Genomic DNA, 11,901 nt, shown 5'->3' on the forward strand with positions numbered 1-11,901 from the left:
CGCGCACTTCTCGGCGGAGGGCGGCTCCTTTAGCGTTCTGGGCGGCTTTCTACCGATACCGACGGCGCAGCTCCTCGAGCGAATAGAACGTGCCCCGCCAATATACCCCTTTGCGCGCATGCGCCAGCCACACCGACCGCGCAAGCACCCAGACGAGCAGAAAGACGACGGCGGGCAACGCCGCCGCTTCCCCTCCCCGCTCGTCCGCCAATTTTCGTACATGCTGTAGATAAACCAATACCAGCAACGCATCCGCAACCAAAAACAAACCGAGCGAAGGACCGCGGCTCCACAACGGAGCCGTCAACGGCAGCGCCATCAAAGCCAATTGACCAAACACGCCTGCGAGCGCTAGCGCGGGGCGATAACGGAAGCCCGAGTATAAGTTTTTTTCCAGCCCGCGCACGGCGTCGCGGAGCGTCGGGTACCACTCCACCGCGATCCGCTTCGCGCCGGCCGCCACGCGCTGCCGATAGCCTCGCTGCTTAACGAGCATGCCGAGCCGCAGATCGTCGTCCGGCCGCATCGCGAACGCGCGGTGCGTGCCGATGCCCTCGTACGCTTCCCTTCGAATGAGATTGAAAGCGCCGACGCCGACGCCGTATCGACGCTGATCGTCCCGATTGCCCACCCACGGCGGAACGAGAAGGCAAATGCTAAATAAAAAATAATGCACGAACGCCCGCAGCCAAAACGTCCTGGCTACGAGCTTCGGCAGCAAGGTGACGTGATCCGCTCCCTGGCGGATCGCATACGCCACGGTATCCCGGATCGCATCCGGCTCGAAGCGAACGTCCGCATCGGTAAACAGTAGATAAGAGCCTCGCGCCTGCTGATACCCTTGATATAACGCATGGTTTTTCCCCAGCCAACCGCCGGGCAAGTGCGTGACATGGATGATCCGCAGCGACGGCCCCCGCTCCGGACGGCCGTCCGACCACGCCTTCAACGCCTCTAACCTCGTGCCCGTCGCGTCGCTTGAGCGATCGTTCACGGCGATAATTTCGAGGCGCGGATACGTCTGCCGCATGAGATGCTTGATCGTAGCCTGGATGTTGTCCTGCTCCTCCTTCGCCGCGACGACGACGCTCACGAGCGGGGGCTTGTCCGGAAGCGGCAGCCCGGAAGGCACGCCACGGACGGAGGGCATGCCGAGATAGGTGCGCACGAAGACGAATCCCCAGACGATGCATAATGCCAATGCCGCGATCGTTGCCGCCAATCGCCTCGCCTCCTTTTCCAAATCATTATAAAGGCACCGCGCCGCCGCGCACAAACCCGCGAATGGAAGGACGGCGTTCGGGGAAGCGTAACAGGCAAGACGAACGCGAGAAAGAGGTGTTTGCCAATGAGGAGGAAGCGTCGCGCTCGAAACGACAAACCGGAACAACGCCAAGCCTCGAACGAGAGACTCGACGAAGTCGTCCACGCCATGAAGCATACCTTCACCGGGGCGGGAACCGAGCAAGGGCGGATCGGCAAATAATTCGTCAGCCGCGCTCGCTCCCGTAGGTCTGGCGAAGCCGAAGATTCCCGCTGGCGACGACGAACGTCGCCCTCGTCAACACCGGCGCTCCGCGCCGCGTTACATACGGCACGATTCGGTAATCCGTTCGCCACTCGTCCGCATTGACGCGGCATACGACATAACCCCGGTTCCCGTTAAAAAATTTCAGATGCGGGTTGTGGGCCAGCTCCGCATCCGTCCGGCTCGTTCGGTCCGATCCGTCCCCGGCCGAGCTGATCGAGGTGCCGACCCACTCGACGCCGATCGGCTTCGAGGTCGGACGGTCGAAATCGGACAATATTTCGTTCGCCCAATTCGCATGCACATCGCCGGTCAGCACCATGAAATTCCGCACCCGCCGTTCGCGCACGCAGCGCAGAATCCTCTCCCTGGCGGCAGGGTAGCCGTCCCACGCGTCCTTGCTGACCGAGACGCCGTCCGTAAGGTCGCCGTCGCGCCGGGCGAAGAACACCTGCTGCGCCGCCACGTTCCACACTGCGCCCGATTCCGTCAGCCCGTCCAGCAGCCACGCCTCCTGTTCTTCGCCGAGCAGCGTGCGCGCTTCCCGCCTCATCCTTTCGTTCGGCGGTCCCCAGTTCCGGCGGTCGGCCTGCGCGTCCCGGTACTGCCTCGTGTCCAACACGTGGAAGGTCGCTAGCGTTCCATATTGAAAACGCCGATACAGCCGCATGGACCCCCCGTTCGGCATCGAAGACATCCGCAGCGGCATGTGCTCGTAATAAGCCTGGAAAGCCGCCGCGCGCCGCCGCACGAATCGATCGATCGGTCCGCTCTCCGGCGAGCCGGCGCCCGCCCAATTGTTGTCCACCTCATGGTCGTCTAAGACCGCGATCCATGGGAACGCCGCATGAGCGGCTTGGAGATCGGGATCGCTTCGATACAGCGCGTACCGGTTCCGATAGTCCGCGAGCGTAACCGTCTCGCCTCCCTCGTGCCGCCGGACGCCGGAAAACTTCGCGCCTCCTTCGTAAATGTAATCGCCAAGGTGAAGCACGAAATCCAAATCCTCATGGCTCATATGACGATACGCCGTAAAATACCCGTCCTCGTAATTTTGGCAGGAAGCGAAGGCGAAGGCGCATCTCGTCGCGAGCGCATCCGACGGCGGCAGCGTCTTCGTCCTTCCGGTCGGACTGATCTCGTCGCCGTAGCGAAACCGATAGTAATACACCTGATTCGCAGCTAATCCGCTCGTTTCCACATGCACCGAATGTCCGAGCTCCGGCCTCGCGTATGCGACCCCGCGCTGCACCGGCTCCGCAAACCGATCGTCCGCGGCGAGCTCCCACTGCACGGGTACCGTCTCGTTAGGCATCCCTCCCCTGTGCAGCGGGTCGGGCGCGAGCCTGGTCCATAGGACGACGCCGTCGGGCAACGGGTCCCCGGAAGCGACGCCGAGCGAGAACGGATACCCGACGAACGCGGGCGAATCCGATGCCACCCCCGCCGTGAAGGCGACCCCGGCCAATCCGAGCCCCGCCGCGGCCGCCATCCAACGGCCAGCCTCTATGAGAAATTGCCGTCTCGAAAGTTTCTTGTCGTTCTCCCCCATAGCGCTGCCCTCCGAACGGATATTCGAATCATCCTTATGTGATCTTTATCGGAAGGCAAGCGTTCCATCGAGAGAGAGGATTATTGGCAATGCGATGCGGCATTCCTTCGTGCCGCGGCATTTGGTATAGTTAGGCTATCGATCGAGGAATACATAGAGGAATTGAGAGGAGAGCGGCCATGTCCATGTCATCCGAAATGCCGTCCGTCGAGCAGCACCGAAGCGAGGCGCCGTCCACCGTCCGCTGCATGGTGGTTACCGTCTCCGACACCCGTACGCCCGAAACCGACAAGAGCGGGGCGGCCATGATGGCTTTGCTGGCGGAACACGGGTACGAGGTCGCGCGGTACGAAATCGTGAAGGACGAATACGATCTTATCCGCGCCATGATTCGGGAGGCTGCGGACGATCCGCGCATCGAGGCGATTTTATTTAACGGGGGAACGGGCATCGCGCCGCGGGATACGACGTACGAAGCCGTCAGGGATTCGCTGGACAAGGAGATGCCCGGCTTCGGGGAAATCTTTCGATATCTTAGCTTCGCCGAGGATATCGGACCGGCCGCGATCCTAAGCCGCGCCGTCGCCGGCGTCGTCGGAAGAACCGCCGTCTTCTCGACCCCGGGCTCGACCGGCGCCGTGAAACTGGCCATGACCCGTATCATCGTGCCGGAACTGCGTCACGTCATGCGCGAAATTTATAAGGCATAATTATCTTTGGATTCGGCGAGTCCAGAATCCGCCTTTAAAAAACTTAGGTTCATACGAGACGATGAACGCCTTCGGCGACAAATCGTTAAGCTGCGTCATGAGCAGCTTCTCGTTGCTGCGTTTCACGAGCACCTGCATCATGAGCCGTTTGCCGTCTTTGCCGTCGGCCGCCCAAGACGTGACGCCGTACCCGAGCGCCCGGAGCTGGATCGGCAGCTCGTTCTCGAACGAGTCGACGATCACCTGCACCTGCGAATAGCCGAGCGCGAGCCGCTCCTCGATGCGTCCGCCCAAATATACGCCGATGCCGTACCCGAGGCAATACGCCGCCACGTTCCACGGATTGTTCAAACTGTCCAGCACGATCGTCAGCCCCATTAAGTAGATGAACACCTCGACGACGGAAAGGACAGAGGCCAAAGCCTTCTGTCCTTTGATCGTCAAAATCATCCGCAAGGTGAACAACGATACGTACACGACGTTAATGCCGACAATAAGCAAAATAAACGTAAACGGCCACCACATGATGTATGCCTCAGTCCCTTGTCGCGATGTAGTCCGGCCTCGGCCGATTCGAAGCGAACGGCGCTCCGAGCTTATTTTCCACGCTGTTAAACACGTAAAACGCGTTACTCCGAGGATGCGGCGTAATGTTGCTGTTCGAGCCGTGCATGATGTTGCAGTCGAAAAAGACGACCGAGCCGGCTTTGCCGGACGAGACGCGTCAGGCGCGCCTCGTGCGGTACGCCGAACGCGGCGCAGCGAGCTTTCGTAGTTGTTGTCCGGCGTCTCGCCGACGCACGCCACATAGCGCTTGTGCGAGCCCGGAATGAAAGTTGATGCGCGACTGATGCACGCACACGTCTCTGACGAGAATTTGCATCGCGGCCCCGACCGGCTTCGGATAATCAGCCAACGCCTTCGCTGGCATGTCGCTTCGTTCCCTTTACCAAATTTTATCTTGCCGCCTGCTCAGCGGTTCTATGTAAGCAGCGGGTGCTTATGAACATTCCAAATGGTAACATACTTCCAGCAGATGCTCACCCGCCGTATGGTCCCGTATCTTCGCCTGAGACTCCCTGATTCCGGATTTCGGGAAATTACGTGATGAATACTCCCGATTCCTGCCTTCTCATTCCATCTCCCGTCCGACCGAACTCTCCTGTTCCCAATTTTCCCGCTATAACAACAAAAAACGAGGCCCCCTTACGGGTGCCCCGACGTTAAAAATAATTATGATCCGGTCATAAGTCCGCCGTTCACGTGGATCGTCTGCCCCGTCACATAGCTCGCGTCGTCGGACGCCAGGAAGACATAGGCCGGCGCAAGCTCGTAAGGCTGCGCGGCCCGCCGCATCGGGGTATCCACGCCGAATTGCTTCATCCGCTCCGCCGGGAACGTCGCCGCGGTGAGCGGCGTCCACACCGGCCCCGGCGCGACGGCGTTGACGCGGATCCCGTACTCCGCCAGCTGAAGCGCCAAAGAACGGGTGAACGACACGTTCGCCCCCTTCGTCGCGGAGTAATCGAGCAAATCCTTATTTCCGTTGTAAGCGACCACCGACGCCGTGTTCACGATCGCGCTGCCTCGCCTCATATACGGTACCGCCGCTCTCGAGAAATACACGTATGCGAACATATTCGTACGGAACGTCGTCTCGAGCTGTTCGTCGGACAACGTAAGAATGGAGGGCTGGTACGGCTGGAACGCCGCGTTATTGACCAAGATATCGACGCTGCCGAACGTCTGCAGCGTACGCTGCACGACTTCGTTCGCGAGCGCGGAGCGGCGCACGTCGCCCTCGATCGCGAGGCAGCCTGCTCCGATTTCCGCCACGCGTCTGCGCGTCTCCTCCGCGTCCTCCCGCTCGTCGAGATAAACGAACGTCACGTTCGCGCCTTCCTTCGCGAACGCGTACGCGACCGCGCGGCCGATCCCGGAATCGCCCCCGGTGATGATCGCGCTCTTCCCCTTGAGCTTGCCGGATGGAGTATAGTAAGGATTTTCCGAAATCGGACGCGGCGCCATCGGCGCTTCGAACCCGGGCTGGCGAGGCTGATGCTGCGGCGGGAACGCGATCGGCCGCTCTTCGCAAATCGTTTCCTTCCCAATATACGTATAAACCGGATACATGGCTTCCTCCTGAACGGGTGCCTATGCGGATAGGCGTAGGCGTTTACCCCAGTATATTCGCCTTTAAGCCGATGGTGCCCCGTCATCGCCTTGCATAAAGCCGCGTCGTTCCGGCAATACAGCATAAGGAAACAACTATGATCGCCGAGGAGGGTACTTCATGTTCTCGTTGCTCTTGAAATTTCTGCTCGTTCCCGCGTTGGTCGGACTCGCGGACGTGATGCTGGCGGATTTGTTTTTTCCTTCGGTTTGGTCGATGATCATCGTCGGGCTCGCGCTCGCCGCCGTCGGCTTGCTGGTCGAGTCGGCGATGCTGCGCCGGGGCACGCTCTGGCTGACGACCGTCGCCGATTGGGCTTTGTCCGCCGCGGGCCTGTATGTCGCTCAATTCGTCTTCCAAGGCGCCTACGTCAGCGTCGTCGCGGCGTTGCTTGCCGGCGGACTAATCGCCATCCCGGAATATTTCGCGCATCGCGCCGCGATCGAACGGGCAAGCCGCTGGCGGTATTAGCATCCTGAAAACAAAAATGGCGCGTATCGACCGAGGCGTTCCGCCTCCGATACGCGCCTGCTTGCGGCGTTCCGTTTTATTGACGACGATATTCTTCGAAACGGTATACATACGGATTCGCCGTATTCATCGGTCCCGCCGCTTCCCATACCAGACGCCATTCGCTCGCGTTCCAGTCCGGGAACGAGACGTCTCCGTCCCAAGTATGGTCAATGCGCGTTAAATACATGGCATTCGCGTGCGGAAGGAATTCCTCGTAGACGATGCCGCCTCCGATAACGCACAGCCTGTCGGCATCCAATGTCATCGCCAGCGCTTCCTCGACGGAGCCGGCTCTCTCGACGCCTTCCGCGGCGAATCCCGCGTCGCGGGTTAAGACGATGTTTCGCCGGCCCGGCAACGGTTTCCCGATCGATTCGAACGTCTTTCGTCCCATCACGATCGGATTCCCCTTCGTAACGGAGCGGAAAAACTTCATATCCTCGGGCAGCCGCCAGAGCAGCTTATTGTCCCGCCCGATCGTCCTGCGTTCGTCCATCGCTGCGACCAGCGCGATTTCTACGGCCATATCCGCCGCCTCCTATACGGCTACGGGCGCCCGGATCGCCGGGTGCGGATCGTAGCCCACAAGCTCGAGATCGCTCAGCTCGACATCGAACACGGAGCGGACATCGGCATTCAGTCGCAGCGTCGGCAACGGGCGAGGCGTACGTTCCAGCTGCTCGGCGATCTGGTCTAGGTGGTTTACATAAATATGCGCGTCTCCCAGCGTATGTACGAACTCCCCGACGCCGAGGCCGCATTCGCGCGCGATCAGATGCGTTAGCAACGCATAGCTCGCGATGTTAAACGGGATGCCGAGGAACGTATCGCCGCTTCGTTGATACAACTGGCAGCTCAGCTTGCCGCCGGAGACGTAGAATTGGAACAACGTGTGGCAAGGCGGCAGGGCGGCCCGCGCCGGCGTTACGTCCTCCGGCGACCAGCTGGAGACGATCAAGCGGCGCGAATCCGGATTGCGCTTGATCTCCTCGATTACGTTCTTCAATTGATCGATCGTCTCGCCGCGCGACGTCTCCCACCGTCTCCATTGCTTGCCGTATACGTTTCCCAGATCGCCGTATTTCGCCGCGAACGCATCGTCCTCGAGCACGCGTCGCTCGAACGCCTTCATCTCCGCCTCGTACAGCGACCGGAACGCCTCGTCCTTCGGCGCCCGCAAGCCGAAATCGGTCATATCCGGCCCCCGGTACTCCTCGCTCTCCACCCAACGCTTGAACGCCCATTCATTCCAAATGGTATTCTTATGCTGGAGCAAATAACGAATGTTCGTATCGCCCTTCATAAACCAAAGCAGTTCGCTCGCGATCAATCGGAACGAGACGCGCTTCGTCGTTATCAACGGAAAACCTTCGTTCAGGTCGAAGCGCATTTGATACCCGAAGGCAGAGATCGTGCCCGTCCCCGTCCGATCGGCTTTCCGTTCCCCATGGGCGAGCAGGTGCCGCAACAAATCCAAATACGTCGTTTCGCTCTTGCTCATTTTCTCATCCCCTGCTATACGTCAATGATTCCCCCCATTATATCAGGTTACCGATCAGGTTGTCCCGAATAAAGAATGAATCCTGTTCATTCCTTGAAACGCTCTAGCCATTTCTTGACCAACCCCTTCGCACTGATAGAAACCGTGCCATATTTACCGTTTTTTGTATCTTTATCATCAAAAAAAACGAGCGCTCGTCCCTCGTCGAATGATTTCACTTTTTGTAAATTGACTAAATTGGTACGATCGAGCCGCTGGAAGCAGAGCCGCTTTAAATGGTGTTCGTAAGTCGACAAAGTCGGGAGCAGTGGGTAATACTCCCCGTCCAGCGTATGAAACACGACCGCGCGCTCATAGGTTTCGATGTAAATGACGTCATGTATGTTAATGGTTATGAGCTCACCCATATTTTTCGGATCTCGGGTAACGTATAAGATCATAGTAGGTTTCACTCCGAAAGTCGGAATAGGCTGCCAGCCATCGAGCCGGCAGCCTTCCTTTTCTTTACTTCTTCAGTTCTTCCGGCAACTCCGGACGGTGTCCGGCAAACGGGGATGCGGTAGCTGCGAAATAAGCGGCGATGCGATTTAAAACAGCAGATACATGCTTAGCCATCAATTGTTTCATGATTTCACCTCCTTATTCGGAATTAAGAGAGACACACCTTGGAGTAATAATATAAGAGCAATGATCGGAGATTCGATAAAAAAATTGCTCCCTGCGATGATGACAGAAATCCATTTCATGACGGGGAAATACTTTTCCGGCATCCTAGCATAGCCTTGAATGTTTGCTGGAGCATAGAGAGCAAAGAGGACGAAACCAATCGCTGTCAGGTAAGTTGTCCAATCGCTTGACATTTGGATATGCGGCGGAAGAACGGAAACGATTGTGGTGACGATCGTGCATGCGATGGTAGATCTAAAATGATATCCTCCGGAGCTTGCACGTACAGCAATTAGGGAAAATGCAGCGAGCAAGGTCTCGAAAAACATCCCTGTTAGCCAACCGATCAGTAATGCCAGCGAATAGGGGATCAAAAAATTAAATACAATGGTAAGAGCGTATTTTAAAACTTGCACGCTCACGGTTTCTTTCTCATTCGCATTTTTGATCGTAATCGCCAATCTTTCCGCCCATGTTTCAATCATTCGCATTCTCCTTCTTTTGTGCATAATAAAGTAAAACACCTAGGATTATAAAAACGAGCAACTTTAATAGAGTCGGAGTGATAGGTGAAAACGTGATGTAATACGAAACGGATATCCAGCCGTAACCCACTAGAGTCAATAAGAGCAATCTAAAATTAATTCCCTTTAATATAACAGGGGAGTATTCATAATCGGGAACGAAAGAGTATCCTATTCGGAATCGATGCAACAGCCATAACACAATAACCGTTGTAAGAATCGTAAAGGTTTGAATCACGTAAAGGGACAAAGAATTCGGCACGATACTTTCGTAACTGATTCCGAAATTCGTTGCTACAAGCATGACGGCAGTTTGCAAAGCCATGTAAGCCATGTATCCATAGATCGTCATGACGCCCGAATAAAAAATTTGAATCCGAAACATCTGCCATAAGAAAAGGAAAATGACGGGTGGTTGCAACGTGGTGGCAAGGAACCTTATTTCAATTACCTGAAACACAAAGTGCGACAACAGCGACATAATCGCTGATGTCAGAATGACCTGCCCCCAATACCCTTGAAGCCGAAACTTGAACATTGCAAACATGAGCAAGATCAGTGCCAACCATTCGATGCTCGAGAAAAATAAATAGAGGAATATATTCATTTGTACGCTCCCGGTTTTCTATCTCTTCCCGTGCATAACTGGAAAAATAAGCCTTACCGACATTATACCTCAAATTTCTCATCTTAGTAAGCGTTTCCTAGACATTTTTGTAAAATTTTCGTCAATATATTTAGCTGCCGATGTTCCCCTGCGTTTCACATATAGACAGTAGAGGGAAGTTCTCTTAAAATACGATAGGAACCATAGGAAACTTGATCTTCCATAGTAGGAGCCTTGCGAGCATGCACGAGTCGAAACGTATAAATTGCGCGAAATGCAAATATTATTTTGTCACCTGGGACCCCCACCACCCGAGGGGATGCAAGGCGTACGGCTTTAAAACGAAGTACATGCCGAGCGCCACGGTGCTGTCCTCCTCTGGCCAGCCATGCCTCCATTACGAAGAGAAACCCTTCCCTGCGCAGGGCGGCCCTGGCGCAAAGCGGTAACTTCGCGCCGCCGCATCCGCACGTCCATCGTCCTTCGCGAAATACGAAAAAGCCTCCGCGTCGCGGAGGCTTCTTCCGTCTTCTTAGGCCTTGTCGTCGTAATATCGATGCGCCGCCACGATCCGTTCCCCCAGCTCGATGATGCCGTAGGAATACCGCGGCTGCCATCGCTTATCCGTCGGCGATCCCGGATTAAAGAGCAGCACGCCGTCCGGCGTCGTCTCGTAATAAGGAATATGCGAATGGCCGTAGACGACGATGTCGACCTTCTCGTCCCGGAAGGCGAGCAGCGCCTTCGACTCGGTCGACCGCCCGGGCCCTTCGTGGCCGTGCACGAGGCCGATGCGTCGGCCGCCCGCGACGACGACCCGCCGGTAGCCGTACCGCCGCACGATCTCGAGCCCGTCGTTATTGCCGGCTACCGCCTCGAGCGGCGCGATCGATTCGAGCAGCGGCACGACCGCCGGATCGGTGAAGTCGCCCGCGTGCAGAATCAGGTCCACCCCGCGGAGTCCCGCCGTTACCGCGTCGGGCAGCTTCGCGCCGCGGGAGAACATATGGGTGTCGGAGACGACCCCGATGCGCAGCGGCGCGCTCCCCATTAGTCGAGCACCGCCTGCATGTGCTTCTTCGTGACCGACCAATGGGACGTCGTCCAATATTTCGCTTTATCTTTCACTAGAATCATCTGCGGCGACTCATGCTTCACGCCGAGATCCTCCGCGATCCTGTTCGACACCGGGCGCGCCTCGATCACTTTCACCAGCACATACTCGACGCCCTCTGCGGGTTTGTCCTTTAAATATTCTTCGTATTCCTCCAGCGCCGCGGTGCTCACGGGGCAGCGTGTGCTATGCTTGAGCACGAGCACCGGCTTGTCCGCCGAAGCTTCCAGCGCCTGCTCCCATTCGGCTTCCGTCGTAATTTCTCGATATGTCGTCATGTTCATCCGTCCTTTCGTCTGATCGGGGCTTCGCACCATAATCCGCCTGGATCGCTCGTCTCGTCCCCGCAGCAGCCGCTCCATTGGCCGCAGTTGAAGCACTTCCACTTCGCCATCCACCACTTCATCGAGAAACCGCAGACGGGACACGGCGGAACGACGTCCGCGTTGCGCGGCTCGACCGCTCGCTCCTGAACCATCGCGCACTCCCCCTTCGAGCGGACTGACGCCGCCGGATCGTTATTGCTTTCCCTATTGTAGGCAATCCGACGGCGATTTTCAACGGAACGCGCAACGTCAGCCGCCCTTAACTGGCGCCTTCGCCTCCGCAACGCAGCCGGCCAGCGTCGCGTGCCCTTCCTCGTTCGGGTGGACGCCGTCGTCCGCGAACAAATACGCCTCCCGGCCGAAGAACGCGTCGTACGCGCGCGCCACGAGCACCTTCCCGCCATAGGCGGCCGCGCAGCGGTGGATGCAGCGATTGACGAAGCTGATCCACAGTACCGCGTCCCGCACCTGCGGGAACGGGTTGTAGCAATCCGCGACGACGATGTACGCGTCCTCTCTCTCGAGCGTGCGCTGCACGGCGACGAGCTCGGCGAGCAACTCTTTGTACGCGAGCGCGAACGCGCGCATCGGGGGCTTCATCGAGCGCGTCTCGCCTTGAATATACATGCGCATCGCCGCGCGGATCAGGTCGTTCCCCCCGGCCGTCAGCGTCACGACGTCGGCCGC

The 11,901-nt window shown here is 57.7% G+C and carries 16 protein-coding genes; 2 read left to right on the forward strand and 14 right to left on the reverse strand.

The features are described from left to right. Nucleotides 1-49 precede the first annotated feature (49 nt). Together VEZ38_RS07565 and VEZ38_RS07570 are read right to left on the reverse strand one after the other, a co-directional pair. Nucleotides 50-1,222 carry a glycosyltransferase family 2 protein gene (locus VEZ38_RS07565; RefSeq protein WP_324892741.1) on the reverse strand — a complete coding sequence of 391 codons (1,173 nt, stop codon included), beginning with the start codon at nucleotides 1,220-1,222 and terminating at the stop codon, nucleotides 50-52. A 268-nt stretch (nucleotides 1,223-1,490) separates the two neighbouring features. Further along, on the reverse strand, nucleotides 1,491-3,080 hold the full coding sequence (locus VEZ38_RS07570; protein ID WP_324892742.1) for an alkaline phosphatase D family protein: 1,590 nt from the start codon (nucleotides 3,078-3,080) through the stop codon (nucleotides 1,491-1,493). Between the two features lie 185 nt (nucleotides 3,081-3,265). Between VEZ38_RS07570 and VEZ38_RS07575 the strand changes: the two genes are divergently transcribed. Next, the gene (locus tag VEZ38_RS07575; RefSeq protein ID WP_324892743.1) at nucleotides 3,266-3,790 is read left to right on the forward strand and encodes a MogA/MoaB family molybdenum cofactor biosynthesis protein; all 525 of its coding nucleotides are present in this window, start codon (nucleotides 3,266-3,268) and stop codon (nucleotides 3,788-3,790) included. Here the strand turns inward: VEZ38_RS07575 and VEZ38_RS07580 are convergent, their stop codons facing one another. The 3 genes from VEZ38_RS07580 to VEZ38_RS07590 form a co-directional block, all read right to left on the reverse strand. Beyond that, a complete protein-coding gene (locus VEZ38_RS07580) occupies nucleotides 3,791-4,315 on the reverse strand; it encodes a DUF2179 domain-containing protein (protein ID WP_324892744.1) in 525 nt (174 codons plus the stop codon). 10 nt (nucleotides 4,316-4,325) lie between these two features. Then, complete coding sequence (locus tag VEZ38_RS07585) at nucleotides 4,326-4,463, reverse strand: hypothetical protein (protein ID WP_324892745.1); 138 nt, start codon at nucleotides 4,461-4,463, stop codon at nucleotides 4,326-4,328. Nucleotides 4,464-5,023: 560 nt separating this feature from the next. Next, complete coding sequence (locus tag VEZ38_RS07590) at nucleotides 5,024-5,923, reverse strand: glucose 1-dehydrogenase (protein WP_324892746.1); 900 nt, start codon at nucleotides 5,921-5,923, stop codon at nucleotides 5,024-5,026. Between the two features lie 160 nt (nucleotides 5,924-6,083). Between VEZ38_RS07590 and VEZ38_RS07595 the strand changes: the two genes are divergently transcribed. Continuing rightward, nucleotides 6,084-6,434 carry a hypothetical protein gene (locus tag VEZ38_RS07595; protein WP_324892747.1) on the forward strand — a complete coding sequence of 117 codons (351 nt, stop codon included), beginning with the start codon at nucleotides 6,084-6,086 and terminating at the stop codon, nucleotides 6,432-6,434. Between the two features lie 76 nt (nucleotides 6,435-6,510). Here the strand turns inward: VEZ38_RS07595 and VEZ38_RS07600 are convergent, their stop codons facing one another. From VEZ38_RS07600 to VEZ38_RS07640, 9 genes are all read right to left on the reverse strand, one after another. Beyond that, entirely contained in the window at nucleotides 6,511-7,002 is a 492-nt protein-coding gene (locus VEZ38_RS07600) for a dihydrofolate reductase (protein WP_324892748.1), read from the reverse strand. 12 nt (nucleotides 7,003-7,014) lie between these two features. After that, complete coding sequence (locus VEZ38_RS07605) at nucleotides 7,015-7,977, reverse strand: thymidylate synthase (RefSeq protein ID WP_324892749.1); 963 nt, start codon at nucleotides 7,975-7,977, stop codon at nucleotides 7,015-7,017. An 86-nt stretch (nucleotides 7,978-8,063) separates the two neighbouring features. Further along, a complete protein-coding gene (locus VEZ38_RS07610; protein WP_324892750.1) occupies nucleotides 8,064-8,417 on the reverse strand; it encodes a LytTR family DNA-binding domain-containing protein in 354 nt (117 codons plus the stop codon). 64 nt (nucleotides 8,418-8,481) lie between these two features. Continuing rightward, entirely contained in the window at nucleotides 8,482-8,604 is a 123-nt protein-coding gene (locus tag VEZ38_RS07615) for a cyclic lactone autoinducer peptide (protein ID WP_324892751.1), read from the reverse strand. Further along, nucleotides 8,601-9,128: an accessory gene regulator ArgB-like protein gene (locus tag VEZ38_RS07620; protein ID WP_324892752.1), complete on the reverse strand. Its 528-nt coding sequence runs from the start codon at nucleotides 9,126-9,128 to the stop codon at nucleotides 8,601-8,603. Before VEZ38_RS07620 ends, VEZ38_RS07615 begins: the two co-directional genes overlap by 4 nt. 1,178 nt (nucleotides 9,129-10,306) lie before the next feature. Then, nucleotides 10,307-10,810 carry a metallophosphoesterase gene (locus VEZ38_RS07625; protein ID WP_324892757.1) on the reverse strand — a complete coding sequence of 168 codons (504 nt, stop codon included), beginning with the start codon at nucleotides 10,808-10,810 and terminating at the stop codon, nucleotides 10,307-10,309. Nucleotides 10,811-10,824: 14 nt separating this feature from the next. Beyond that, the gene (gene ytxJ / locus VEZ38_RS07630) at nucleotides 10,825-11,166 is read right to left on the reverse strand and encodes a bacillithiol system redox-active protein YtxJ (RefSeq protein WP_324892753.1); all 342 of its coding nucleotides are present in this window, start codon (nucleotides 11,164-11,166) and stop codon (nucleotides 10,825-10,827) included. Between the two features lie 2 nt (nucleotides 11,167-11,168). Next, nucleotides 11,169-11,366 (reverse strand): hypothetical protein, encoded by a 198-nt coding sequence (locus VEZ38_RS07635; protein ID WP_324892754.1) that lies wholly within the window; start codon nucleotides 11,364-11,366, stop codon nucleotides 11,169-11,171. 97 nt (nucleotides 11,367-11,463) lie between these two features. Continuing rightward, on the reverse strand, nucleotides 11,464-11,901 hold a 438-nt coding region (locus VEZ38_RS07640; RefSeq protein WP_324892755.1), incomplete at its 5' end, for an SGNH/GDSL hydrolase family protein.

Origin of the sequence: Paenibacillus sp., from assembly GCF_035645235.1 — a bacterium.
Lineage (GTDB): Bacteria > Bacillota > Bacilli > Paenibacillales > YIM-B00363 > Paenibacillus_AE.